We start from the raw sequence: 23725 nt of genomic DNA on the forward strand, positions 1-23725 counted from the left end.
ACATGCCTGCTATCTCGCGCTGGGGCCGGATCGCTCCGCGCGGGAGGCCTCCTATCGTCGTCTGTTCGAGGAGGCTTTACCTGCGGCGCTAGTTGCCGAGATCCGCCAATACCTGCAGCAGCAGAAGGCCTTGGGATCTGATCGCTTCCGCGCGTGGGTGGAAACCCGTACGGGGCGCTTCGCCACGGCACGCCCGCCGGGACGCCCGCCGCAGCGCTCGAATTGTCCCTGACACCATTTCTTCTTCCCGCATAATGTTGCCGCCTTGCCTGCCGACTCCCAGGTAGCCCCGAATGCCCGTGCAGGATTCAGACGATCAGTACCTCCGCGTCGCCATGATGGTCCTGCTCTCGCTGGCCTTGCTGGCGGGCGTTTGTGCGACGGCGATCCACTGGCTGGGCCCGGTCCATCGCCCGATGGATCGGGTGCTTCCGCCCGTGGCCAGCGCGCTGTTTGCCGGTCTCATCTGCGCGCTGTGGCTGCGGCCCGCGTGGGTGGGCGTCATCACGCGCATCGCCCTGTGCCTGTCGGCCCTCGCGCTGATAGCGCCCGCGTGGCTCTACACGGTGCAGGCAAGCCTGTCGCCGGAGTTGCGGCTGATCGACACGCTGCCGCCGATATCGTCGCTGTTTGCCGTCTTCATGGCGATGCTCATCATCTTCGTGCCGGGGCGGCGCGCGTACGTCGCCGCCGCGGTCGGCTGGGTGCTGGTGGCGTCGCCGGTGCTGGTCTACCTGCTGACCCACCGCGCGGAACTGTGGACGCCGCGCGGCGTGGACCTGGCCATGGCCTTCGGGCCCGCCAGCCTCATGTTGGTGGTGCTGCTGCCCGTGCAGCGCGGCCTCGCGGGGAAGATCCGGCGGCTTGCCTCCGAGCGCGACGGCATCGAGGTGCAGTTGCACCGCGACCCGCTCACCGGGGTGCACAGCCGCCTGTTCGGCGAGCGCGTGCTTCGCGACGTGTTGGCGCGTGGCGGCACGGCCGGGCTGGTCATGCTCGACCTCGATCGCTTCAAGGCCATCAACGACACCTACGGCCATCCGGCCGGCGACGGCGTGCTGCGCGCCGTGGCAGCGAGCTGCGAGCGCCTGCTGCGGCCGAGCGAGTGCATCGCGCGCTGGGGCGGCGAGGAGTTCCTGGTGATCCTGCCGGATGTCAATGCGGCGGCCCTGCATGGCATCGCCGAGCGCCTGCGCGTGGCGATCGCGGCCGTGTCGGTGGTGCCGGTCGCGCAGGTGACGGCCTCATTGGGCACGGCCGTGCTGCACCCCGCCGACACCCTCGACACCGCGCTGCAGCGCGTCGACCGGGCGCTGTACCGCGCGAAGGAACTGGGCGGTGACCGCGTTTGCACCAGTGAAAGAAGCGAGGATGATCAGCTGCAGTCCCTAGGTGCATGTGCCCCCTAAGGTTCGCGGCGTCACATCGCCCGCGCTGGGTGACATGCATGGGAATGCCGGGAACTTCGGCCCTGGCTTGACGTGACAGCGCGCAGGCCTGGACGGGCTGCTGGCAGTCTTCGTCGCCGAACGGGTGGCCGACATCGGTGAAGGCCCGGTTCGCCGGTTAGGGATCGCTTGATTCTCCCGGTCCGGGTTTTCTCCCGCGTGTAGTATTTCCGGATCATTTCGCCGAGCTGTCTGAACATGCATCCGTATTTTCCCGTGCTGGCGTTGGCATTGGCAGTGGCTCTGGGTGCCTGTAGCGGCGACCGCAAGGAAGCCACAGATGCCGCAGGCGCGGCACCGGACGCCGCAGGCGCCGCGGATGTGGTCGCAGCGGTTCCCGTTGGCGCCGCGGATGTGGTCGCAGAGCCCGCGGCCGCCCCCGTCGCGCTTCCCGAATGGTTCCCCACCGACGTCTACCTGCCCGCCGACCATGTGGTCGTGGAGGTCAATGAAGACGATGGCGCGCACGCGGTCGAACTGCGGACCCGCGGCGAGGTGTTGAACCTTGCGGCGCAGGCACAGGCCGCGATGCTGGCCGCGGGTTGGACCGAGAACCACTATTCGCCGGTCGACACGCGCGGTGGCGCGAGCATGTACTACCGCAAGGGCGACCGCAGCGCGACCCTGGCAATGGCCTGGGCCGGCGACGGTCAGGTCCGGCTGATGTACAACTTCGCCACCGTGCGGACAAAAGGGGACGGAGGGAATTAAACAACCCCCCGTCTCCTTTTTAGGCGCTCTTGCAGACGCGCGACGTCACTTGCGCACGTCCAGCAATTCCACCTCGAACACCAGCGAAGCGCCCGGCGGGATGACGCTGCCCGCGCCCGTGCTGCCATAGCCCAGCGCGGCGGGGATGTGGAGCTCGCGCTTGCCTCCCACCCGCATGCCGGCAACGCCTTCGTCCCAGCCGCGGATGACGCGACCCGCGCCCAGCATGAACACGAACGGCTGGCCCCGGTTGCGGGAGCTGTCGAACTTCTGCCCACGCTTGTCGGCCGCTTTCTGGTCGTAGAGCCAACCGGTGTAGTGCACGCTCACTTCGTCGCCGGCCATGGCGACAGCGCCCTGTCCCGTCGCCACGTCGATGCGCTGCAGTTCGGTCACGTCGCCACCGGTGTAGGACGGCGGCTGGCTGCAAGCGGTGAGCAGCAGGACGGACAGCGTTGCGGTCAGGCGAAGTGCGCGAGAGGCCATGGCAGTTGTGCGGTGGATGGCGGGACAGCATACGTTGCGAGGCAGGAAGGGCGGTTGCCTGTTTGCATCCGCGCACCAAGAAATCAAAGGGGACGGGAAGCGCGCACTGACGCTTCGCGACGGCTGCCGCGACGGCCGCCGCGAACCTTAATCGTCCCTGACACCCGTTTCGCCATCTTCACCACGCATCAACGTTCTCCGGTGTCAGCTTCACGCGGGGCAGAACGCCGGCAGGAGCGCCGCGCTGTTGTTCCACCATCAACCGAAGGAGATTGGAGATGCCTCTGAACAATCGACACCTGGCGAATGCGCGCCTGCTCGGCGTGGCCCTCGTCGCCGCCGTGGGCCTGTCCGCCTGTGCCACCTACGATGACGACTTCGCGCGGGTCAACTCGCGCCTGGATCAACTCGACACGCAGGTGCAGGGCGCGGCCCAGAGTGCTGAATCCGCCAACCAGGCCGCACAGCAGGCCAACCGGCGCCTGGATTCGTTGGAAGGCCGCGTCCAGCAGCTTGAAACGGCGCCGCGCCGCACGCCGCGCGGTTAGTCGCGCTTGCACGATTCGCGCCGCACGGCACGAACCGGAACCCGGTGGTCCGTAACGACCACCGGGTTCCGGCCGTCATCCGTTCTTTCGAGGTACCGTCCCATTCCTATTCGCACACGTTCCGCGATCCGGGCGTTGCCCGCTGCGTTCGTATTGGCCTTCGCGTTCGCGACGGTCGGCGTTGCCCACGCCGCCGAGGATGCCCCTGCGCCGTCGGCCGCGGTTGCAGACCAGCTTCCTCCGGGCCAGAAGGTCTCCGATACGGTGATCGAGCTTGCGGGCTGGGTGGTCGCTTCGAAGGACAGCCAAGGTTATCCCTTCGTGATCATCGACAAGGCCGCGGCGCAGGTGCTCGTCTTTGGTGGCGACGGCCGCGCGCGCGGCGCGGCGCCAGCGTTGTTCGGATCGGCGATCGGCGACCATTCGGCGCCCGGCGTTGCCGGCCTTGCCCTGCGCGAGATCCCGGGCCGCGACCGCACCACGCCTGCCGGTCGCTTCATCGGCGGCTTCGGCCCATCCATCGACGCGGGGCGGGTCCTGTGGGTGGACTACGATTCCGCGGTCTCCATGCACCCCACCGCGACCGGCGTTCCGGCCGAGCGCCGCGCCGAACGCCTGGCATCGCCTACGCCGGACGACAACCGCGTCACCCACGGTTGCATCAACGTTTCGCCCGAATTCTACGAGCAGGTCATCCGACCGACCTTCGAGCGGGGAGGGGTGTTCTACATCCTGCCGGACAAGGCGTCGATCGCGGAGACCTTCCCCGAGTTCGCGCAAAGCCGCGCCCAAACGGGCTCTGGGTCACGTACCCCGTAGCCACGGGTGAAACGACCAGTCCCCTCGCCGTATGCCGCAGATCACCGAGGCGCCATCGGCAACAACGCGTTGATGCGGGTGGCGGCGATGGCGGCATGGCCCACAGCCACCGCGATCTGGTTCAGGCCGCTGACCACGTCGCCGATGGCGAACAGGCCGCGCTGCGCGGTCATCTGGTCGCGGTCCACGATGATCTCGCCGCTGTCCGACAGGGTGGCGCCTGCGGCGACCGCAAGCCGCGCGGCGGTGCTTCCGCCCAGGAACGGGTAGAGCGCATCGAACACCAGGCGGGTGCCATCGGCCGACGTGGAGCGGCAGTGGTGCCCGTCGAACTCCAGCGCCACGCCCGGTGCCAACAGCTGCACGCCGGCATCCACCGCGCGGCGAACGTCCTCGCCGCCGTCGGCGTCGTCGCTGGGCAGCAGGTAGACGCGGTCGCTGTAGGCGCGCAGGAACAGACCGTGTGCGCCGATGTCGCGCGCCGGGCCGTACACGCCGATGCAGCTGTCGCGCGCTTCAAAGGCATCGCAGACAGCGCACAGGCGGATGGCCCCGCAGGCGACGGCATCGCTTATCCATGGCGCGCCCGGCAGCTTGTCGACGATGCCGGTAGCCAGGATGACGCAACGTGCCTGCCACTGCCGCGTTCCGCTGGCGAGTACGAAGATCCCGTCCGGGTCACTCGGTGCCGCGATGTGCTCCACTTCCGCAGCCTCGAACCGCGTCCCGCAGTCCATCGCCTGTTCGCGCATGCGCCGCAGCAGTTCGCTGCCGGAAACGCCGCTGGGAAAACCGGGGCAGTTGTGGCTCTCGGGAATCCACTTGGCGCGGCTGTTGCCGGCATCGATCACCACGCAGTCGCGCAGGAACCGGCACAGGTAGGTGGCGGCGGTCAACCCGGCCGGGCCGGCGCCGACCACGGCAACGTCGCAGGTGTCAGTGGTGTTGGGCATCTCCATCTCCCCATCTCCTGCCGCGGGTCGCCGGCAATTCGTGGTCGCAGTCCGCACGCAACGCGATCAGCGCAGGCTGACGTCAGCCACCTTGTCCTGCGCGTCCTGCTTCGGGTCGATGCCCGGTGAGCGGGCGCGAATGCCCGTCTTCGATGCCGTCCACGCCCACCATGACGGTGCGGTCGGACCTCAGCGCCTTCCAGAATTTCTGTTCCAGTTCGCGATCCTTGCTGGTGGCCACGGCGTTCGTCCCGAAGTGATGTCGGAACCGGTGTTGTAGCGCAGGCGGGTGAAGCGGGCGTGGAAAAACTTCGCACCGCCGGCAGTGTCGCCAGCCTGTTCGGGAAACGGCCGCCTCGGGCTACTGGAATGGCCCTGCGCGGGTGGGGCGGCCATCCACGCGCTCGCAGGAAGTGAATCTGACCCGCTGCACCGCACTACACTGTCGCCATGGCGAAAATCTACGAACCCCCCCTCACCGGCGACGGGCACAGCCCGCTCTATCGTGTCGACAAGGCGATCAAGCTGGCCCAGCAGCGGCTGGAGGCGGCGATCGACGCGAAGCGTCATCACACCAGCCAGAACCTGGCCAACGAAGTGGTCAAGGAAGCGCGCGACGCACTGCGCAAGGCCGAGCAGCAGCGTGCGCTCAAGCTTCTTGAGCTCAAGCAGAAGTAGTCGCAACACAAGGCCCACGGCGACGTGGGGCCTCGCATCGGCAGTGTTGCCGCGGCTGGCCGTGCACGGGGCGCCTGCGCAGGTGACGCCGGTCTTCACCGTGTCCAGACGTGGACGCGCGATGATCGGGCCAAGTCCATGCCGCGAGGGCGCCCGCATCAGTCAAAACCCACCCGACGTGGCTCGGTCGCTCACGGGTGAATGTCCACACCCCTTCGTGCAGCGTGATGCCGCGCACGCATTGCCGATTCAGGCGGCCGCTTTTCTTGATTCCGCGCAGTTGCCGCCGATAGCTTGAGGTAGCCGGGTGGCCTCGCCCGCTGAATAGCCAAATGACGACAAACGCTCACCAGCCCCTGCCGCGCACCGACGCTTTCAGCAATCCGCTGGAAGTGGGGCGCCTGCTGTCGCATCTGCTGCAAGCGCAGTCGCTGCCAGCGCTGGCCCAGGGCATTGCGCAGGCGCTGGCCGATGCCGGTGCGGGCGCGACCTCGGTGGCATGGTGGACGGCGGACGGCGGCAGCGGAATCCAGCCTGCCGGCCCGGTGTCCCCACGTGATGCTGCGTTGCTGGAGGCGCTGCGCGCGGGGACTGAAGGTATCGATGAGGTCGCCGGGCACCATGCGCGTCTGCTGGCGCGCGATGCCGGTGCCGGGATTGCGTTGCTGCACGCCGGCCAAGCCAACAACGGCCCGCTGGAGGCAGCCTGCGCGCTGTTGGCGCCGGTGGCCGAGGCGGTCCTGGAAGCGCGGCACCTGTCCGGATCACTGCGGGCGCTGGCCCGGTCCGAGCAGTTGCAGGCGGCCCTGTTCCAGATCGCCGACATGGCCAGTTCCGGCATGGAGCTGAACGCGATGCTGCGCGAGCTGCATGCCATCGTCGGTCGGTTCATGTACGCGGAGAATTTCTACATCGCGTTGTACGAGGAATCCAGCGACGCGCTGCGCTTCATTTACCTGGTCGATACCGTCGACCCCGTCATCCGCGACGCCAACCAGTTCATCCCGATGTCCGTGATGGACAAGGGCTTGACCTGGTACTGCATCCGCGACCGCCGACCGCTGATGGGGTCGGTACCCGACATCCGCAATCAGGTGTCCGGTCCATTGCGCGACATCGGCGAGGAATGCTTCGACTGGCTGGGCGTCCCCATTCTGGTGGGTGATGCAGTTCGGGGCGTGCTGGTAGTGCAGAGCTACATGGAGCGGCCGCGGTATAGCGCGGCGGATCAGGCTCTGCTGGCGTACGTGGGCAGCCACATCCTGACCGCAGTGGACCGCAAGCTGCAGCAGGAGGAGCTGGAGCGGCGCGTGGCCGAGCGCACGCACGCGCTGACCGTGGAGATGCAGGAGCGGCAACGCACGGTCCGCATCCAGGAAGCGCTCTACCGGATCGCGGAGCTCTCCCATACCGCCATCGACCCGGACGGCTTCTACCAGGCGGTGCACGGGATCGTGGGACAGTTCCTGGATGCGCGGAACTTCTACATTGCACTGCTCTCGCCGGACGGCCAGCGGTTGCATTTCCCGTACTACGTCGACGAGAACGGCGGTACCGCGGAAAGCCGTCCCGTGGGTAATGGCATTACCGAGTACGCCATCCGGCACGCGAGGCCGCTCTTGGTGGACATGGATGATCCTGCCACCCGCGCCCGCATCGAGGCATTGCAGGCCAGCGGCGAGCTGGGCCTCATCGGCCGTCAGTCCATGGCATGGCTGGGCGTGCCGCTGGTCTCGGGCGACCGCGTGCTGGGGCTGCTGGCGGTCCAGAACTACGCCAGCGGCCACAGCTACAGCGCTGCCGAGCGCGACCTGTTGACCTTCATCAGCTACCAGATTGCCAGCGGTCTGGAGCGGCAGCGCGCAGCGGCGGAGCTGAAGGAAGCCAATGCGGACCTGGAGCGGCGGGTGCAGGCGCGCACGGCGGAACTCTCCGAGCAGATCCGCGTGCGCGAAGACATCGAGCGCCAGCTCAAATACCAGGTGCTGCACGACCCGCTCACCGGGCTCCCCAACCGCGCCTACCTGCGCGACCAGCTGCTGCGTGCGCTGGCCCACCAGCAGCGCGAGCCCGGGCGTGGCTTCGCGGTGCTGTTCATGGACCTGGACCGGTTCAAGGTCATCAACGACTCGGTTGGCCACCTGGTGGGCGATGCGCTGCTGCGGGAAGTGGCGGCGCGATTTGCACACTGCGTGCGCGCGGGCTGCGACATGGTGGCGCGGCTGGGGGGCGACGAATTCGCGATCCTGATGGACGTGACCGGCCCCGATGCGGCAATGCGCATGGGCCAGCGGATCGTGGAGGCGATGAAGGCGCCGATCCGGGTGGAGGGCAAGGAGCTGTTCAGCAGCGTCAGCGTCGGCATCGCGATGAGCGCGCCGCACTACACCGCGCCCGACGAGCTGCTGCGCGATGCCGACATCGCGATGTATCGCGCCAAGGCCGGTGGCCGGGACCGGGTGGAGGTGTTCGACGAAGCGCTGCACGCGCAGGCGCTGCAATTGCTGGAGATGGAGAGCGACCTCCGGCGGGCGATGGAGCGGGCCGAGCTGGTGCCTTGGTTCCAGCCGATCGTCCGCTTGTCCACCGGCGAAACCGTGGGCTACGAGGCGCTGGTGCGCTGGCAGCACCCGCAGCGCGGCGTACTCTCCCCGGCAGAATTCCTGCCGGTGGCCGAGGGCAACGGCAGCATGGAAGCGCTGGACTGGGCAGTGCTCACCCGCACCCTGGAAGTGCTGTCCAGACTGCTCATGCCGGGCCAATACGTCAACGTCAACTTCTCCCCGCGGCACTTCCGCTCGCCGGGCCTGGTGGAGCGGCTGATGGATCTGCTGAAGGCCCATCAAGTCTTGCCATCCCAGGTCCGCATCGAAGTGACCGAGGGCGCGCTGCTGGAGAACGCGGAGAAAATCGGCCATGTGTTCTGTCAGCTGGCCGACCAGGGCGTCATGGTGGCGCTGGATGACTTCGGCACGGGTTATTCCTCGCTGAGCTACCTGCACCGCTTCCGGATGCACACGCTGAAGATTGACCGTTCGTTCATTTGCGATCTGTCGCCTCACGAAGAAGGTCGCAGCACGGCCGTAGTACGCGCCATTCTGGCTTTGTCGCAGGCCCAGCGAATGGAGGTCGTGGCCGAGGGCATCGAGACGGAGGACCAGCGCCAGGCCCTGTTGGCACTGGGTTGCGAGCTGGGCCAAGGATATCTGTTCGCCCGGCCAGCACCTCTCTTAGCGAGGGAACCAGGGTTGGATGGACGGCTGCAGGAATGCGCGGAAGGTTGCTGAAACGGTCGCCGTTCCAACCCCGCCCGCGACCGGTACGGGCTGCCCTATCGCCCAAAAGGGAAGAGGCGAGCTCCCGAGTTCCCCTGCCTTCCTCCGTACCCGGGGCAGTGCCGATGCGCCGCTGTACCGCCTAGATTGGGTCAGCCGCCACTTGCGATTCCCCGCTGGCAATGGCGACGCAGTCGCGGCCGGCGTGCTTGGCTTCGTACAGGGCGGCGTCGGCGCGGCTCAGCAGCGTTTCCGCGGACTCGCTGCCACGGTGCGCGGCCACGCCGACGGAAAACGTGACCGGCTGGCCGGCAAGCAGCTGGTCGCGCACTGCTGCCTGCACCCGCCACAGCACCTGCTGCGCCTGCGCCGCGGTGGCGCCGGGCAGGACCAGCAGGAATTCCTCCCCGCCCCAGCGGCCCAGCACGTCGCCTTCGCGCAAGAGCTGCCGCACCAATTCGGCAAACCCCACCAGCACGGCGTCACCGGCAGCGTGGCCCAGCGTGTCGTTGATGCGCTTGAAGTGGTCCAGGTCCAGCATCGCGATAGTCACCGGCAGCAGGCCGCGGCGAGCGTGGCGGGTGTTGGTGGCCAGTGTTTCCAGCATGGCGCGGCGGTTGGGCAGCCCGGTGAGCTCGTCCGAGACGGCCAGGCGCTCGACTGCGGCCAGCGCGTCCGCCAGCTGCGCGCGCTGGTCGCGCAGCTTCTTGCGCAGGGCCGACAGGCGCGCGGTCACCAGCGCGAAAGCGGGCAGCACCACCGCGATCATCGACAGGTTGTAGAGATCCACCTGCAGCGGCGACGGTGGTTGCGCCGAGTCGATCCAGGCCGGCAGCCATTGGCGGATGGCGACCGCCGAGGCGAGGCATAGCACGGTAAACAGCGTCAGCCAGCCGATCTGGCGAAACCGCAGCCCGTAGGCAGCGAAGACGAAGACCACCATCAGCGGGAACAGTGCCGCGGTGCGCATCGGTCCGCAGATCACGTAGCCCCAGTTCACCGCGATCACGCCCATCGAGAGTTGCCACTGGGTCAGCGCGGGGTCGGCGAAGCGCTCGCTCCAGCCGCTGCGGATGGCCCCATAGCCCGACAGCAACACCACCGTGACGAAGCTGGACCAGCCAAGCAAGGCGCCGAAACGCATCCACCCTTGGTCCACACCGGCCACGAGCAGGACGGCGGTGCCGACGTACACCACGCACGCGATCAGCCAATGCAACAGGAGCAGGCGCCGGCGCGGGTACGGGCTGGCCAGCAGGCCAAGCCAGCGACGGCGCGAGACAGCCTGCGATGGCTGGGCAAGGGGAGTGGGTGCCATGGGGCCAGTATCCCCGATGCAGCAAAAAACGGGATCAAAGGCCGACCGGACAGCAGCGTGGTGCACGCATACGAAAACGCGCCGATGCCGCAATCATGTGAAGACGATCCCAGCTGGGTAACCCGACACCGGTCGCGTTTTTTTGCTGGACTGGACGTTCGGGTTTCGGGGACGATGGCGGGGTATGTCCGCTCCCTCCACGCCGTCCGGCACCCTGCTGCAGCTGCTGCCCGAGGCGGTGGTGCAGGCGGACGCCCGATGGGAGATCACCTATCTCAATCCGGCCTGGCACAGGGTCACCGGTCATCCGGTGGAAGCGGTGATCGGCCGGTCGTTGCTGGGGTTCGTGCATCCCGACGATGTCGGTACTTTCCGCGCAGGCATGCCGGTGTTCCGGCTGCGCTTCGCCGATGGCGAGTACCGCTGGGTACGGCTGCAGCTGCACCCGGAGTCGGACGCTGCGGGGCGGGTGATCAGTCGACAGGGGGTGCTGATCGAGATCACCGAGGTCACCGAGCAGATCCTGGTGGAGGTGCGCCAACGCTTCCTGCGCCTGCTGGAAACCATCGACGGCGTGGTCTGGGAAGCCGAGCGGGGCATCGGCAATACCTTCCTGAGCCCGCAGGTCGAACGGCTGTTCGGCTACAGCGTGGAGGAGTGGCGCTCCGATCCAGGGTTCTGGCGCACGCATGTGCATCCCGACGATCTGGCGGAGGCACTGGCCATCGACGATGCCGCCTACAACGCCACCCACAGTTACGCCTATGAAATGAGTTACCGGCTGACCGCCAAGTCCGGCAAGGTGGTGTGGGTGCGCGATCTGTGTCGCGCCGTGGTGGAGCCGGGGCGGCCGAACCGCATGATCGGCCTGATGATCGACGTAACCCGGCAGAAGAACACGGAGCTGGAGTTACTGCGCTCCGACAACCGCTATGCGCTTGCCACCCGCGGCTCCAATGACGGTATCTGGGACTGGGATCTGCGCACCGATGCCCTGCACGTGTCCGAGCGTTTCCACGAGATCCTGGGGCTGGAGGACACCCCGCACGTGCACGACGGCGGCTGGCGGTTTTTGCAGCAGCGCATCGATCCCGATGACCGCGGGCGCGTGCAGGCGGCCTACGGCAGGCACCTGGCGGGGGAGCGCCCGAATTTTTCGGTGGATTTCCGCGCCTTCCACGGGTCGGGGCGGCTGGTCTGGGTCAACTGGCGCGGGGTCGCGCAGTTCGAGGACGGCGTGGCGGTGCGCATGGCGGGTTCGCTGAGCGACCTGGCGGAGCGCGGCAGCTCCTATGACGGGCTGACCAATCTGCCCGGGCGGCCGCTGTTCCGCGAGCGCCTGGCGCACGCCATCGAGGCGTACCGCGACGAGGCCGCAAGAGCCGATGCGCCGCCGACGCTGGTGGGCACCATGATGTTCGCCGTGCTGCTGTTGGACCTCAACCGGTTCAAGGCGGTCAATGACACGCTGGGGCACCATGCCGGCGACCAGCTGTTGCAGCAGGTCGCGCGCCGGCTTGAAGCCTGCGTGCGCACCGGCGACCTGGTCGCCCGCATGAGTGGCGACGAGTTCAATGTTCTGCTCGAAGCCATCGAGCCTGCCGAAGCGTTGGAGCGCGCCCGGCAGATCGTCGCAGCGCTCGAAGTGCCCTACGACATCGGCGAGCACACCGTGGCCAGCGGGGCCAGCATCGGGCTGGTCACCAGCACGCCCGGCATGATCAGCGTCGATGACTACCTGCGCGCCGCGGACGCCGCCATGTATGCGGCCAAAAGCCGGACATCGGGTGTGTGTGTTTTCCCGGCCGAAGGAAGCGGGGAAACACAGCCAGGCTGAGGCGCCTGCGTTTCACGGACGGGTGGCGTCGGAAGTCGACTTCTGGCTTGAGAAGCAGGGCAGCGGCGACGCGATGGCGCTATGACGAGAGCCATCGCGACGCAGCGAAACGGTGTCGTCTGGAGTGAGTTGTCAAACGAGCGACTTACCGTACTGCCGCGGCATTCTTGGCGATTGCCTTGTCCGCGATCTCGGTGATCTGCTTCTGCGCTGCGGAATCCTGTATCCCTTGCGCCAACTCTCTTACCGCAAGTGCAATCAGTACCTGGTTCGCGGGGCGGCGGCCCCACTCCGGATCTTCCCAGTGACCCTTGAAGTAGTCGGTGATCTGCAGGATGAATTCCAGACGTGAACTGACGCGCTTGACGGCCATTGCAATCTCCTCGAGCAGCAAAGTGGGCTGCATCTGTGGCAACGCTGGCTGCCCCGGGAACAGGACATGCGTCGAAGCAAGGAAAAGGTGTCGGGCCCCGTTTCACGGTTCCACACCGTTTCACGGGGCGCGCACTATTGCCCCGTTTCAGCGCGCCAGCCACAGCCGCAGGCGCAGGCCGTACTCGCTGGTCCAGCCGCTGGTGGCCAGGCGCATGCGGCCATCGGAGATGATCGCGATGGTCGGGGTGACGCCCACGCCCAGCGCATGGCTGATCGCGCCGTCGGGGTCATTGACCACCGGGAAGGTCAGCGCGTGCTCGCGCATGTAGGTATGCACCTGGGCGTCGGTGCCAGACTGCATGGCCACCGACACCACCCGGTGGCCGCTGCGGTGCAGGCGCTCGATGGCCGGCGAGGTGTGGCGGCAGTAGCCGCACCATTCCGCCCACACGTAGAGCACGGTCGGCTGGCGCTGCGTCTGGAAGTCCACCCGCCGGCCCTGCGTGGTGGTGAGGCGGGCCACCGCGACCGCGCGCGCATCCGGTGCCCGATACCAGTCCAGCGCTGCGATAAACGCCAGCAGCAACAGCAGCTGGATGGCCAGGCGGCGCAGGCGCGCGGGCCAGCGCGGGCGGTCGGGGTGGGGCGCACTGGTCATGGGTCACCAGTATCGGCGAACGCTTCCACGTCTGCCTTCAATGGTCGCGCCAGCGTCTGCCGCAAGTCGCGTTCATGCGCTGGAGGCGCCAGCGACGCGAGTCCGCATTGACCGCAGCCATCGCCCCAGGTCCAGAACAAGGACCGTGAACAAGGGCAGCGCAACCGCGACGGCCAGCAACTGGCCCGGTGGCCGCACGAAGCCGAACAGGGCGGCCACCGCCGGATGCAGGATCGCCAGCGCCAGCACCGCGCTTGCGGCAGCCGCCACGATCCAGAACGCGGCATTGGGCGTGCGCAACGCGCGCCAGATCGAGCCGCCCGAGCGGTGCAGCAGGATCAGGAACAGGTTGCCGGTCACTATCGCGGTGAACGACAGCGCCGCCAGCTGCGCATCCGGCAAGCCCGCGCGGACGCCCAGCAGGTAGGTCAGGGCGACCGCCAGGAACATCACCAGTCCCTGCCCGAGCGAGGCGAGCAGGGTGGCCCGGTCGAGCAACGGGTGGTCGGCGGGGCGCGGTGGCCGCCGCATGATGTCCTCGGGTGGCGGCTCGCGCTCCAGCACGATCGAACACGCGGGGTCGATGATCAGCTCCAGCATCACCACATGCAGTGGCATCAGCATCGGCGCGGAGCCGGTGAGCAGCGGCAGCAGCGCCATGCCGGTGATCGGTACGTGCACCGCCAGGATGTAGCGCGCGGCGCGGGCGATGTTCTCGTAGATGGTGCGGCCCATGCGGATGGCGCGCACCACGGTGACGAAGTTGTCGTCCAGCAGCACGATCGACGCGGCTTCGCGGGCCACGTCGGTGCCGCGGCCGCCCATCGCGATGCCCACGTGCGCCGCCATCAGCGCGGGCGCGTCGTTGACGCCGTCGCCGGTCATCGCCACCACGCCGCCGCGTGCCTTCAGCGCTTCCACCAGCCGCAGCTTGTGTTCCGGCCGCACCCGCGCGAACACGCTGGAGGAGGCTACGCGGTCGGCCAGGGCGGCGTCGTCGCAGCCGTCCAGCGCATCGCCGTGCACCACCCCCGCATCGGTGTCGATGCCTGCCTGCTGCGCGATCGCGCGGGCGGTGCCGGCATGGTCGCCGGTCATCATGATCACGCGCACGCCGGCCGCGCGCGCCTCGGCCACGGCGTCGGGCACGGCGGCGCGCAGCGGGTCGGCGAAACCGACCAGGCCCAGCCAGTCCAGCGCGAACGTTGTCGGGTCCTCCGGCAGCGGCGTGCTGGCCGCATCGGGCATGCGCCCGGCGGCGACCGCAAGCACGCGCAGGCCGCGCTGCGTCATCGCGGCCAGGCGCGGCTCCAGTTCCGCCTGCGTCGGCGCCGAGCCCGCGCACATCGCCGCGATGGTTTCCGGGGCGCCTTTGGCGGCGATGAAAACCTCGCCCGCATCCGTGCGCCAGGCCTGGATGAAGGCCGGGCGCTGGCTGCTCAGCGGGTAGTCGCGCAGCCGCTGCCAGCCCGGCGGCTGCGCCGGCATCTGCCGCTGCGCGGCCGCGTCCAACAGCGCACTGTCCATCGGGTCATGCGACAGCGGCGGGCAGGCCAGGCGTCCGGTTTCCAGCGCGCGGGTGGCATCCGCCGCGTCCAGTTCGGCCACCGCCATCCGGTTTTCGGTGAGGGTGCCGGTCTTGTCGGTGCAGAGGATGCCGATCGCGCCCAGCGCCTCGATCGCGGGCGCGCGCCGGACCAGCGCGTTGTGCCTGGCCATGCGCCATCCGCCCAGCGCCAGGAACACGCTGAGCACCACCGGGAACTCCTCGGGGATGTTGGCCATCGCCAGGGTGATCCCGGCCAGTACCCCTTGCAGCCAGTTGCCCCGGAGCAGGCCGTACAGGACCACCACCAGCGCACAGGTGACCAAGCTGATGACGGCGAAGATCGCCACGATCCGGCGCATCTCCCGCTGCAGCGGCGAGCGTTCGGTGACGATCGACTGCAGCGAGCGGCCGATGCGTCCCACCGCAGTATCGACACCCACCGCGACCACCTCGGCGGTGCCGCGCCCGCGCACCACCAGCGTGCTGGCGTGGACGATGCCGGCATCGCCCTCGGCGCCCGCCTGCCGCGCTACTGCCACCGACTCGCCGGTGAGCAGGGATTCGTCGACGTGCAGCTCGGCGGCCTCCAGCACGCGCGCGTCGGCGGCCACCCGGTCGCCTTCCTCCAGCAGCAGCACGTCGCCCACCACCAGCTCCTGCGAGGCAACCACCGTGGCGGCGCCATCGCGCAGGACCCGCGCCCGCGGGCTGCCGAGGTCGCGCAGCGCCTGCATGGCCCGCTCGGACTTGTATTCCTGATACAGGGTCAGGCCCATGACCAGCACCACGGAAGCGACCAGCAGGGCAGCTTCTCCGCGATCGCCCAGCAGCATGTACACCAGCGCCGCGGCGAGCAGCAGCAACAGCATGGGTTCGCGCAGCACCTGGCCGGCGAGCGCCAGGCCGCCCTTCCGGCCCCGCTCGGGCAAGACATTGGGGCCGTTGCGCGCCAGCCGCGCCGCGGCTTCGGCAGAGGTCAGTCCGGGCATGGATGCCACCTTCATCAGATGATCCGAGTATGCGGACAAAAGCTTGCCGGGAACATTTCGGCGAGGGTGGATGCTTGTTCACCGTGATTGCGCGCGCTTGCTTCTGTGGCGGCAGGTCTTCCGGCTCGGGCATGCGAGGAAGGCCATCCAGCTGCCGCACGTTGCTACCCTTGCCCCACTTCCGCAACGGATTCGAGCATGGATAGAAGGCGATTCCTCGGCACGGCCGTGCTTGCGGGTGCGGTGTTGCCGTTGCTGGGCACGCGCGGAGCGATGGCCGCCCCGCATGGGCAGCTGCTGGCGGCGGGGCTGCGCAAGGGCGATACGGTGGGGCTGGTCAGCCCGTCGTCGGCGGTCAACGAGCGGCTGGCGTTGCAGCTGGCGCAAGAGGCGATGGAAGCGCTCGGTTTGCGGGTCAGGGCCGGCGCGCATTACGGCGGTCGCTACGGGCATCTGGCGGGAACCGATGCCGAGCGTGCGGGAGATCTGAACGCGATGTTCGGCGACCGCGAGGTCAAGGCCATCGTCTGCGTGCGCGGCGGTTCCGGCGCTGCGCGGCTGCTGCCGTTGCTGGACTACGCGCTGATCCGCCGCAACCCCAAGGTGCTGCTGGGTTACTCCGACATCACCGCGCTGCACTGCGCGATCCATGCCAAGACCGGGCTGGTCACCTTCCATGGCCCGGTGGGAACGGGCAGCTGGAATCGCTTCAACGTCGATCAGTTCGAGCGGCTGTTCTTCCAGCGCGAGCTGATGCAGTACCAGAACAGCCGTGAGGCCGGCGACGAGCTGGTGCCGCGCCGCAACCGCACCCAGACCCTGCGCGGCGGCAGGGCGCAAGGGGCGCTGCTGGGCGGCAACCTGACCGTGCTCGCCGCGCTGGCGGGTTCGTCCTATCTACCGGATTTCAGCGGCCGTATCCTGTTCCTGGAGGATGTGGGCGAAGCGCCTTACCGCATCGACCGCATGTTCAGCACGCTGAAGCTGATGGGCGCGCTGGACAAGATCGCCGGCTTCATCTTCGGCGACTGCAGCGACTGCAATCCGGGTGACGGCTATGGTTCACTGACCCTGGACCAGATCTTCGACGACTACATCCTGCCGCTGAAGATCCCGGCCTATCGCGGCGCGATGATCGGCCATATCCGCGAGCAGTTCATCGTGCCGGTGGGCGGCAGGGTGGAGATGGACGCCGACGCGGGCACGTTTCGCCTGCTGGCACCGGTGCTTGCCGACGGCTGATGGGGGCGCAATCGGGCGCGCAGCAAACGCGGGCAGGGGAGAAGTTCGAGCATCACGCCGCCGGGGCAGGGGCTCCAGCCGGAGCCCGTCTTCATGCCGGCGTCGCGGCGTGCATGGTGCCGCGGGGCAACAACCGGCAAAATTGCGGTTCTCGCCTGCAGGCCCCGGAGCCCCCATGACCCCGCTTGCCCACCACGTTCCCGATCCCGCGCAGGCACCGGCCGGCACCACGCTGACCATCACCCGGCCCGACGACTGGCACCTGCACCTGCGCGACGGCGCGCAGCTGCAGTCGGTGCTGCCGCACACCGCCGCGCAGTTCCGCCGCGCCATCGTGATGCCGAACCTGCGTCCGCCGGTCACCACCACGGCGCTGGCGGCGGCGTACCGCGAGCGCATTCTGGCAGCGCTGCCGGCGGGGGCGGACTTCGAGCCGCTGATGACGCTGTACCTCACCGACAACACGCCGGCCGAGGAAGTCCTTCGGGCCAGGGCCAGCGGCTTCGTGCACGCGGCAAAGCTGTATCCGGCCGGTGCCACCACCAATTCGGATTCCGGCGTCACCGACCTGAAGCAGGCCTACGCGGCGCTGGAGGCCATGCAGGAGGCGGGCTTGGTGCTGGCCCTCCATGGCGAGGTGACCGATCGCGACATCGACGTGTTCGATCGCGAGAAGGTATTCATCGAGGACAAGCTCATCCCGCTGCGTCGCGATTTCCCGGGGCTGCGGGTAGTGCTGGAGCACATCACGACCAAGGACGCGGCGGACTACGTGCGCGAGGCCGAGGGCGAGATCGCTGCGACCATCACCGCGCACCACCTGCTGTACAACCGCAACGCCATTTTCACTGGCGGCATCCGCCCGCATTTCTACTGCCTGCCGGTACTGAAGCGGGAAGTGCACCGGCGTGCGCTGCTGGAGGCCGCCATCAGCGGCGATGCGCGCTTCTTCCTGGGCACCGATTCGGCCCCGCATGCACGCGGCGACAAGGAAGCCGACTGCGGCTGCGCGGGCTGCTACACCGGCCTGCACGCGCTGGAGCTGTACGCCACCGCGTTCGAAGCTGCTGGCCGGTTGGACCGCCTGGAGGGCTTCGCCAGCCACTTCGGGGCCGACTTCTACCGCCTGCCACGCAACACCGGCACGCTGACTCTGCGCAAGGGCGACTGGGTCATCCCGGCCGAGCTGCCGTATGGCGACCGCACCATCGCGCCGCTGGCCCACGGCGAAACGCTGGGCTGGCAGCTGCACGGCTGACCCGTCCGCCACGTCGCTTTGACGGCGCGTTGCGGTATCTTCGCGCTCCTGTCCCCCACAGGTCGTTTGCATGAAAGCCACCGTTGTCGGTCTTGTCACGCCGCATGTCATCCGGGTCTTGGACCTGGCCAAGCAGGCCGAGTCCGGCACCAACGTGGATTGGCACCTGCGTGATGCCGTGGCCCGGACGGTGGAGGACCTGAGCCAGCAGTTCAACGCGCGCGATCTGCTTGCGGCGTACGTGCATGGGCTTGAGACCGCCGCCCGCGACCTGGGGCCGGGCCGCAAGCTCTATTCGGGCATGCTGCAGTCCGCAGCGGGGATGGCCGCGCGGGAGATCGAGCGGCTGGGGTGAGCGCGCTGCGGGACACCGCCTCCATGCGTCGGCGGCGCCGGCTTGCGCGCTGCACCTTGCCGCCCGCCCCGTGGCACCGCTCGGCTGGGTGGGGGAACGCTTTCCCCCGGCACGCCGCTCAGGTCGGCGCGAACGCCTTGGTCGTCTTCTTGTCCTTCTTTTCGGCCTTCTTTTCCTTCATCGTCTTGGCCGGCTTCTTCTTTTCCTGCTTCTTCTGGTTCATGCCCTTGCTCACGTGCATCTCCCTGGCTGTGCGTTGGTACGGCTGCGGTTGCAGCCGGTCTTCAGAGTATGCGCCCGTGGACGGGCGGGGCAGGTGACAAGCCGCCCGAAAGTCGAGGGGAGCCAGCCAGTGGCCTAGAACCGCTCGCCCACCGGCAGATAGCGCCATGCGCCGACCGGCATCTTCGCCAGCGATACCTTGCCGATCCGCAGGCGGCGGATCGACACCACCCCCAGCCCGACCTGCGCGCACATGTCGCGCAACTGCCCGCCCTGAACGCCCTTCAGGGCGAAGCGCAGGCGCACTTCGTTCTGCCAGCTGACCTTGCACGGCGGCAGCGCCCGGCCGTTGTAGTGCAAGCCGTGGTTGAGCCTGCGCAGGCCGTAAGGGGCGATCTCGCCGCTGACCTCGACCACGTATTCCTGCTCGATCTCGTCGCCGTCCTCGGTGAGCCGGCGCCACACGCGGCCATCCTGGGTCAGCACCATCAGGCCGCTGGATTCGGCGTCCAGGGGCACCAGAGGGGTCAGCCGGTGGAAGTGGCGTTCCAGCATGCGCACGCCGGAAGGGTCTTCCGGCCAGCGCGTGTCCGGCCGCACCAGGGCTGCGGCCGGGTTGCGCCCGCTGATGGTGTCGTAGCCCACCGGCTTGTGCAGCAGCACGGTGGCCGGCTCCACGGCCTCCAGCCGCGCTTCGTCATCCAGCGTCACCTCTTCGGTGGACACCGGCTGCGCGGGATCCTCGACCAGGCACCCATCCACCCGCACCCAGCCGTTCTTGATGTATTGCTCGGCATCGCTGCGCGAGCAGGCGGCGAGGTCGGCCACGCGTTTGGCCAGTCGAACCGGATCGGACATGCGGCGTTGCCGGAAAAGGGGACAGCCAGTGTAGCGATCAGGCACTCTATCGCGCTGGATTTGCGATTTTGATCTTTCTCACGGGATGCGATGAAAACACCTTCTGGCCTGCAGCCGCTCATCGATGACGGCGTGATCGATGAAGTGATGCGACCGCTGAAAAGCGGCAAGGAAGCGGCCGTGTACGTGGTCCGCGCCGGCAACGAGATCCGCTGCGCCAAGCTGTACAAGGACATGGCGCAGCGCAGTTTCCAGCAGCGCGTGCAGTACCAGGAGGGGCGCAAGGTGCGCGGCAGCCGCGAGGCGCGGGCGATCGGCAAGGCCAGCAAGTACGGACGCAAGCAGCAGGAAACCGCGTGGAAGAACACCGAGGTCGACGCGCTGTACCAGCTGCGCGATGCCGGCGTGCGCGTGCCGGAACCCTACGGCTATTTCCACGGCGTGCTGGTGATGGAGCTGGTGGTCGATGCCGACGGCCATTCCGCGCCGCGGCTGGGCGAAGTGGAGCTGTCGCCGGAGCAGGCGCGCGGATTCCATCGTTTCCTGGTAAGGCAGGTGGTGAAGATGCTCTGCGTCGGGCTGATCCACGGCGACCTTTCCGAATACAACGTGCTGGTGGCGCCCGACGGCCCGGTGGTCATCGACTTCCCGCAGGTGGTCAGCGCCGCCGGCAACAACGCCGCGCGCACCATGTTGCTGCGCGACGTCAACAACCTCACCGCCAGCCTCGGTGCGTGGGCGCCGGAGCTGCTGGACACCTGGTATGGCGAGGAGATGTGGGCGCTGTACGAAGCCGGCGAACTGCGCCCGGACAGCGAACTCACCGGCGTGTTCGCGCATGACGATTCCGCGCCGGATCTCGATGGCGTGCGCCACGCCATCAACGACGCCCGCGAGGAAGCGCTTATCCGCCAGCAGGGCCGCGAGGCCGCGGCCGAGCAGGATTAGCCGCCCGCTGCACCATTCCACCTTCACGCGGCACCCGGCATGGTGCGGGGGTGTTTCCGCAACGGCCCGTGCATGCCGAAACGACGCAGCTCCGGTAAATCCCCAGCCTCGCCGGCAAAGCATGCGGTCAAGAAGATCGTGAGCGCAGCGAAGCCCGGCCAGGTGGCGGAAAAGCTCGACCCCACCAAGCCCACCGCCTCGCGCGGGCGCAGCGGGCTGTCCACGCGCCGGCCCGCCGTGCAGGCGTTCATCCGCAAGGCCCGCGGCAGCCTGCCGATGGCGCTGCTGCGGCGCTTCATCGATGCCGACCTGATGTCGCAGGCGGCGGCGCTGGCGCTGTACGCGATCCTGTCGCTGGCCCCGCTGTTGCTCATCCTGGTGTGGTTCACCACCTCGATCCTGCCGCTTGCGCAGGAAGCGGTGATGCAGCAGATCGCGCTGCTGGTGGGCGCGGATGCGGAGCGGGTGGCGCGCACCATCGTCTTGAATGCGCGCAACCGGCCGGATACCGGTTCGATTGCCGGCTGGGGGAGCCTGGGCCTGCTGTTCGTCGGCGCCACCGCGGTGTTCGCGCAGCTGCAGGACGTGCTCAACAATGTGTTCCGCACCGACGCGACGGCGCTGTCCGGCCCGCTGGCGTGGCTGCGCAAGCGGGTGTTCTCGATGGGACTGGTGCTGGCGCTTGGCTTCCTGCTGGTGGTGTCGCTGACCCTGAATACAGTGCTGGAGCTGCTGTTCGCGCGGGCGGACTGGATGCTGCCGCTGATGGCCCAGGTGGCCGCCTGGCTGGTGTACATGCTCGCGTTCGCGCTGATGTACCACTATCTGCCGGATCGCCGAGTGGGCTGGCGGCGCGCGGTCGGTGGCGGCGCGGCCACCGCGCTGATGTTCCTGGTCGGGCGCGCGGCCATCGGCTGGTACCTGGGGCGAGTGGATCCGGGTTCTGCCTATGGCGCGATGGGCACGCTGGTGCTGGCGCTGGTGTGGATCTACTACGCGGCGCTGATCATTTTCGTCGGTGCGCTGTTCACCGCGGTGGTGGACGAGCGTGCGAAGGCGCGGGCAAAGGCGCGCACCGGGAAGAAACGGGGCAGGGCTGCGGTGGAAGCGGGCTGACGTCCGCTGGCAGCGGCGTGCTGCCGGAACCTGCAGCCGGGGCCCCAGCACGTGCGACTTCGCCAACCGCAACGCGCGGGCAGGCACCGCGAACGACGCCTGCCGCGATTGCCCGCCGCATCAGTATTTGTACGACTGGCCGCCGTCGATGGTGACCACCAGTCCGTTGACGAAGCTGGCTTCGCCGGACAGCAGGAACGCCGCCACCGCGGCCACTTCCTCCGGCCGGCCGAAGCGCTGCATCGGGTTGACGCTGACGAACTGCTTGCCGGCCGCTTCCCAATCCTCGCCGGCCATCTGCCGCAGCGAATTCTCGACCATGTCGGTCATGATCGCGCCCGGCGCGATGGCATTGATGGTGATGCCGAACTGGCCGTATTCCACCGCCGAGTTGCGGGTCAGGCCCACCACGCCGTGCTTGGAGGCGGAGTAGCCGGACTGGTTGCCCACCCCGCGGATGCCGCCCACCGACGCGGTATTGACGATGCTGCCGCTGCCCTGCTGGCGCATCACCTTCAGCACCTCGGCCATGCCGTGGAACACGCCGTTGAGGTTGACACCGATGACGCGGTCGAACTCCTTGCCGCCGAAGTTTTCGGTCAGATTCTGGTGGCCTTCGATGCCGGCGTTGTTGAAGAACCCGTCGATGCGGCCGAAGGTCTTCATCGTCTTCTTGACGTAGGCGTGGACGTCGTCCGGGTTGGACACGTCGGCGGTGACCAACAGCGTCCGCGCCTGCGGATTGAGCGCAAGGATTTCCTTCTGCAGCCGCTTCAACGCGTCCTTCTTCAGGTCCACCAGCACCTGCGCCGCGCCCTCCAGCGCCAGCCGCAGCGCGGTGGCGCGGCCAAGGCCCGCGGCGGCGCCGGTGGTGACCACCACCTTGCCGTCGAAGCGGTGCGGCGTGTGCGCGACCTTCGCCGGTGCGGCGGTTCGGGGTTTGCCGCCCGCAACGGACTTGGTGGATTTTTCGGGCTTGGACGGCTTGCCATTCGCGGAAGCCTTGGCGGTGGAACCCGTTTTCCTGCTGCTCATTTCGCACGCTCCGTCGGGGATGCGGCCAGCATGGCACAACGGCGGGACAGCGACGTTGCGGGGGCGGATGGCCGTCCATCCATCCACTTGCCGTTGCCTGTCGTGAGCCCACGCAAAGGAGCGCACGATGCGCTTTTCCGTCCTGGCCCTGCTGCTGGCATTGGCCTGCAGCCCCGCGTTCGCGCAGACGTACTCGGGGCCGATCATCGATGTCCACCTGCACGTGGGGCCGGCGGCGCCGGGCGCGCCGAATCCGGCCACCGGCCAGCCGACCACGGCCAATTCCGATGCCGAGCGCGAGCGCCTGACCCTGGAGCGGATGCGCCGGCACGGCATCGTGCTGGGGCTGGTCAGCGGCCCCGATGCGGCGATGGCCAGCATGCGGCGCGCGGGGGGCGACAACACCATCTGGGCGGGCGCGTTCCTCGACGACGGGCGCACGCCGCTGCCGCCGGTCGAGATGTTGCGCAAGGCGTTCATCAATGGCGAGCTGAAGGTGATGGGCGAGATCGGGGCGCAGTACCACGGGCTGAACCCCAGCGATGCGTGGTTCGAGCCCTACCTCGCGCTGGCCGAAGAACTCGACATCCCCGTCGGCATCCACACCGGCCTGGCGCCGCCGGGCACGCCGTATGGCTGCTGCCCGGGCTTCAGCGTCGACCTCGGCAACCCGATGCGGTTGGAGCCGATGCTCAAGCGCCATCCCAAACTGCGGGTGTGGCTGATGCATGCCGGCTGGCCCTACCTGCAGGAAACCAAGGCCATCCTCTACATGTACCCGCAGGTGCACGCGGACCTGTCGGTGATCAACTGGATCATCCCGCGGCAGGAATTCCACGATTACCTGCAGGCGCTGATCACCGCCGGCATGGGCGACCGGCTGATGTTCGGTTCCGACCAGATGGTCTGGCCGGAAGCCATCACGCAGGCGGTGGAAGGCATCGACAGCGCCGCGTTCCTGGGCCCGGCGCAGAAGCGCGCGATCTTCCACGACAACGCGGCGCGGTTCCTGCGTATCGACAGGTAGGGCGCGCGCTGTCGGCATTG

At 68.2% G+C, this 23725-nt stretch carries 21 protein-coding genes and 2 pseudogenes; 14 read left to right on the top strand and 9 right to left on the bottom strand.

Annotation, left to right across the window (positions count from 1 at the left end; all coding sequences use genetic code 11):
- The 3 genes and pseudogenes from E5S66_RS13750 to E5S66_RS06780 all read left to right on the top strand — a co-directional run.
- A pseudogene (locus E5S66_RS13750) lies at positions 1 to 232 on the top strand (transposase); the annotation flags it as partial.
- Between the two features lie 61 nt (positions 233 to 293).
- Positions 294 to 1409 (top strand): GGDEF domain-containing protein, encoded by a 1116-nt coding sequence (locus tag E5S66_RS06775; RefSeq protein ID WP_138348501.1) that lies wholly within the window; start codon positions 294 to 296, stop codon positions 1407 to 1409.
- 237 nt (positions 1410 to 1646) lie between these two features.
- Positions 1647 to 2159 carry a hypothetical protein gene (locus E5S66_RS06780; RefSeq protein ID WP_138348502.1) on the top strand — a complete coding sequence of 171 codons (513 nt, stop codon included), beginning with the start codon at positions 1647 to 1649 and terminating at the stop codon, positions 2157 to 2159.
- A 45-nt stretch (positions 2160 to 2204) separates the two neighbouring features.
- On the opposite strand, the gene E5S66_RS06785 is transcribed toward E5S66_RS06780, so the two are convergent.
- Positions 2205 to 2645: an FKBP-type peptidyl-prolyl cis-trans isomerase gene (locus tag E5S66_RS06785; RefSeq protein ID WP_138348503.1), complete on the bottom strand. Its 441-nt coding sequence runs from the start codon at positions 2643 to 2645 to the stop codon at positions 2205 to 2207.
- Between the two features lie 278 nt (positions 2646 to 2923).
- On the opposite strand from E5S66_RS06785, the gene E5S66_RS06790 reads away from it, so the two are divergent.
- Positions 2924 to 3193 carry a membrane protein gene (locus tag E5S66_RS06790; protein WP_028838388.1) on the top strand — a complete coding sequence of 90 codons (270 nt, stop codon included), beginning with the start codon at positions 2924 to 2926 and terminating at the stop codon, positions 3191 to 3193.
- 153 nt (positions 3194 to 3346) lie between these two features.
- Positions 3347 to 4012: a L,D-transpeptidase family protein gene (locus E5S66_RS06795; RefSeq protein WP_138348716.1), complete on the top strand. Its 666-nt coding sequence runs from the start codon at positions 3347 to 3349 to the stop codon at positions 4010 to 4012.
- A gap of 41 nt (positions 4013 to 4053) precedes the next feature.
- Here the strand turns inward: E5S66_RS06795 and E5S66_RS06800 are convergent, their stop codons facing one another.
- Complete coding sequence (locus E5S66_RS06800; protein WP_138348504.1) at positions 4054 to 4965, bottom strand: NAD(P)/FAD-dependent oxidoreductase; 912 nt, start codon at positions 4963 to 4965, stop codon at positions 4054 to 4056.
- Between the two features lie 124 nt (positions 4966 to 5089).
- Positions 5090 to 5206: pseudogene (locus tag E5S66_RS06805) on the bottom strand (pyridoxamine 5'-phosphate oxidase family protein); the annotation flags it as partial.
- Between the two features lie 209 nt (positions 5207 to 5415).
- Here E5S66_RS06805 and E5S66_RS06810 point away from each other — a divergent pair.
- Both E5S66_RS06810 and E5S66_RS06815 read left to right on the top strand, forming a co-directional pair.
- Complete coding sequence (locus tag E5S66_RS06810; protein WP_138348505.1) at positions 5416 to 5643, top strand: hypothetical protein; 228 nt, start codon at positions 5416 to 5418, stop codon at positions 5641 to 5643.
- Between the two features lie 332 nt (positions 5644 to 5975).
- Positions 5976 to 8930, top strand: a complete 2955-nt coding sequence (locus tag E5S66_RS06815; protein WP_138348506.1) for an EAL domain-containing protein — start codon at positions 5976 to 5978, stop codon at positions 8928 to 8930.
- Between the two features lie 130 nt (positions 8931 to 9060).
- On the opposite strand, the gene E5S66_RS06820 is transcribed toward E5S66_RS06815, so the two are convergent.
- Positions 9061 to 10236, bottom strand: coding sequence for a GGDEF domain-containing protein (locus E5S66_RS06820; RefSeq protein ID WP_138348507.1), 1176 nt, complete (start codon positions 10234 to 10236; stop codon positions 9061 to 9063).
- Positions 10237 to 10420: 184 nt separating this feature from the next.
- Between E5S66_RS06820 and E5S66_RS06825 the strand changes: the two genes are divergently transcribed.
- Positions 10421 to 12073, top strand: a complete 1653-nt coding sequence (locus E5S66_RS06825; RefSeq protein ID WP_138348508.1) for a sensor domain-containing diguanylate cyclase — start codon at positions 10421 to 10423, stop codon at positions 12071 to 12073.
- A gap of 145 nt (positions 12074 to 12218) precedes the next feature.
- Here the strand turns inward: E5S66_RS06825 and E5S66_RS06830 are convergent, their stop codons facing one another.
- The 3 genes from E5S66_RS06830 to E5S66_RS06840 form a co-directional block, all read right to left on the bottom strand.
- Complete coding sequence (locus E5S66_RS06830) at positions 12219 to 12446, bottom strand: hypothetical protein (protein WP_138348509.1); 228 nt, start codon at positions 12444 to 12446, stop codon at positions 12219 to 12221.
- A gap of 147 nt (positions 12447 to 12593) precedes the next feature.
- On the bottom strand, positions 12594 to 13106 hold the full coding sequence (locus E5S66_RS06835) for a protein disulfide oxidoreductase (RefSeq protein WP_138348510.1): 513 nt from the start codon (positions 13104 to 13106) through the stop codon (positions 12594 to 12596).
- 72 nt (positions 13107 to 13178) lie between these two features.
- A complete protein-coding gene (locus E5S66_RS06840) occupies positions 13179 to 15659 on the bottom strand; it encodes a cation-translocating P-type ATPase (protein ID WP_212745326.1) in 2481 nt (826 codons plus the stop codon).
- 183 nt (positions 15660 to 15842) lie between these two features.
- Between E5S66_RS06840 and E5S66_RS06845 the strand changes: the two genes are divergently transcribed.
- The 3 genes from E5S66_RS06845 (at position 15843) to E5S66_RS06855 (ending at position 18499) form a co-directional block, all read left to right on the top strand.
- The gene (locus E5S66_RS06845) at positions 15843 to 16886 is read left to right on the top strand and encodes a S66 peptidase family protein (protein WP_138348511.1); all 1044 of its coding nucleotides are present in this window, start codon (positions 15843 to 15845) and stop codon (positions 16884 to 16886) included.
- 175 nt (positions 16887 to 17061) lie between these two features.
- Positions 17062 to 18144 (top strand): dihydroorotase, encoded by a 1083-nt coding sequence (gene pyrC / locus E5S66_RS06850; RefSeq protein ID WP_138348512.1) that lies wholly within the window; start codon positions 17062 to 17064, stop codon positions 18142 to 18144.
- A gap of 70 nt (positions 18145 to 18214) precedes the next feature.
- Positions 18215 to 18499 (top strand): hypothetical protein, encoded by a 285-nt coding sequence (locus E5S66_RS06855; RefSeq protein WP_138348513.1) that lies wholly within the window; start codon positions 18215 to 18217, stop codon positions 18497 to 18499.
- A 357-nt stretch (positions 18500 to 18856) separates the two neighbouring features.
- Here E5S66_RS06855 and E5S66_RS06860 read toward each other — a convergent pair whose 3' ends face one another.
- Positions 18857 to 19579 carry an rRNA pseudouridine synthase gene (locus tag E5S66_RS06860; protein WP_138348514.1) on the bottom strand — a complete coding sequence of 241 codons (723 nt, stop codon included), beginning with the start codon at positions 19577 to 19579 and terminating at the stop codon, positions 18857 to 18859.
- 90 nt (positions 19580 to 19669) lie between these two features.
- Here E5S66_RS06860 and E5S66_RS06865 point away from each other — a divergent pair, with 90 nt between their 5' ends.
- Together E5S66_RS06865 and E5S66_RS06870 are read left to right on the top strand one after the other, a co-directional pair.
- Positions 19670 to 20527, top strand: a complete 858-nt coding sequence (locus E5S66_RS06865; RefSeq protein WP_138348515.1) for a PA4780 family RIO1-like protein kinase — start codon at positions 19670 to 19672, stop codon at positions 20525 to 20527.
- A 72-nt stretch (positions 20528 to 20599) separates the two neighbouring features.
- Positions 20600 to 21643, top strand: coding sequence for a YihY/virulence factor BrkB family protein (locus E5S66_RS06870; protein ID WP_425472177.1), 1044 nt, complete (start codon positions 20600 to 20602; stop codon positions 21641 to 21643).
- Between the two features lie 120 nt (positions 21644 to 21763).
- Here the strand turns inward: E5S66_RS06870 and E5S66_RS06875 are convergent, their stop codons facing one another.
- Positions 21764 to 22678 carry a glucose 1-dehydrogenase gene (locus E5S66_RS06875; protein ID WP_138348516.1) on the bottom strand — a complete coding sequence of 305 codons (915 nt, stop codon included), beginning with the start codon at positions 22676 to 22678 and terminating at the stop codon, positions 21764 to 21766.
- Between the two features lie 127 nt (positions 22679 to 22805).
- Between E5S66_RS06875 and E5S66_RS06880 the strand changes: the two genes are divergently transcribed.
- A complete protein-coding gene (locus E5S66_RS06880; protein ID WP_138348517.1) occupies positions 22806 to 23705 on the top strand; it encodes an amidohydrolase family protein in 900 nt (299 codons plus the stop codon).
- The last annotated feature ends 20 nt before the right edge of the window (positions 23706 to 23725 follow it).

Origin of the sequence: Thermomonas fusca (assembly GCF_005862345.1) — a bacterium.
In the GTDB taxonomy this organism is placed as follows: domain Bacteria; phylum Pseudomonadota; class Gammaproteobacteria; order Xanthomonadales; family Xanthomonadaceae; genus Thermomonas; species Thermomonas fusca.

What these genes read in the sequence shown, in the direction of transcription:
- E5S66_RS06775 (WP_138348501.1), top strand. Translation starts at nt 294, where the DNA reads ATGCCCGTGCAGGATTCAGACGATCAGTACCTCCGCGTCGCCATGATG.
- E5S66_RS06780 (WP_138348502.1), top strand. Translation starts at nt 1,647, where the DNA reads ATGCATCCGTATTTTCCCGTGCTGGCGTTGGCATTGGCAGTGGCTCTG.
- E5S66_RS06785 (WP_138348503.1), bottom strand. Translation starts at nt 2,645, where the DNA reads ATGGCCTCTCGCGCACTTCGCCTGACCGCAACGCTGTCCGTCCTGCTG.
- E5S66_RS06790 (WP_028838388.1), top strand. Translation starts at nt 2,924, where the DNA reads ATGCCTCTGAACAATCGACACCTGGCGAATGCGCGCCTGCTCGGCGTG.
- E5S66_RS06800 (WP_138348504.1), bottom strand. Translation starts at nt 4,965, where the DNA reads ATGCCCAACACCACTGACACCTGCGACGTTGCCGTGGTCGGCGCCGGC.
- E5S66_RS06810 (WP_138348505.1), top strand. Translation starts at nt 5,416, where the DNA reads ATGGCGAAAATCTACGAACCCCCCCTCACCGGCGACGGGCACAGCCCG.
- E5S66_RS06815 (WP_138348506.1), top strand. Translation starts at nt 5,976, where the DNA reads ATGACGACAAACGCTCACCAGCCCCTGCCGCGCACCGACGCTTTCAGC.
- E5S66_RS06820 (WP_138348507.1), bottom strand. Translation starts at nt 10,236, where the DNA reads ATGGCACCCACTCCCCTTGCCCAGCCATCGCAGGCTGTCTCGCGCCGT.
- E5S66_RS06825 (WP_138348508.1), top strand. Translation starts at nt 10,421, where the DNA reads ATGTCCGCTCCCTCCACGCCGTCCGGCACCCTGCTGCAGCTGCTGCCC.
- E5S66_RS06830 (WP_138348509.1), bottom strand. Translation starts at nt 12,446, where the DNA reads ATGGCCGTCAAGCGCGTCAGTTCACGTCTGGAATTCATCCTGCAGATC.
- E5S66_RS06835 (WP_138348510.1), bottom strand. Translation starts at nt 13,106, where the DNA reads ATGACCAGTGCGCCCCACCCCGACCGCCCGCGCTGGCCCGCGCGCCTG.
- E5S66_RS06840 (WP_212745326.1), bottom strand. Translation starts at nt 15,659, where the DNA reads ATGAAGGTGGCATCCATGCCCGGACTGACCTCTGCCGAAGCCGCGGCG.
- E5S66_RS06845 (WP_138348511.1), top strand. Translation starts at nt 15,843, where the DNA reads ATGGATAGAAGGCGATTCCTCGGCACGGCCGTGCTTGCGGGTGCGGTG.
- pyrC (WP_138348512.1), top strand. Translation starts at nt 17,062, where the DNA reads ATGACCCCGCTTGCCCACCACGTTCCCGATCCCGCGCAGGCACCGGCC.
- E5S66_RS06855 (WP_138348513.1), top strand. Translation starts at nt 18,215, where the DNA reads ATGAAAGCCACCGTTGTCGGTCTTGTCACGCCGCATGTCATCCGGGTC.
- E5S66_RS06860 (WP_138348514.1), bottom strand. Translation starts at nt 19,579, where the DNA reads ATGTCCGATCCGGTTCGACTGGCCAAACGCGTGGCCGACCTCGCCGCC.
- E5S66_RS06865 (WP_138348515.1), top strand. Translation starts at nt 19,670, where the DNA reads ATGAAAACACCTTCTGGCCTGCAGCCGCTCATCGATGACGGCGTGATC.
- E5S66_RS06870 (WP_425472177.1), top strand. Translation starts at nt 20,600, where the DNA reads ATGCCGAAACGACGCAGCTCCGGTAAATCCCCAGCCTCGCCGGCAAAG.
- E5S66_RS06875 (WP_138348516.1), bottom strand. Translation starts at nt 22,678, where the DNA reads ATGAGCAGCAGGAAAACGGGTTCCACCGCCAAGGCTTCCGCGAATGGC.
- E5S66_RS06880 (WP_138348517.1), top strand. Translation starts at nt 22,806, where the DNA reads ATGCGCTTTTCCGTCCTGGCCCTGCTGCTGGCATTGGCCTGCAGCCCC.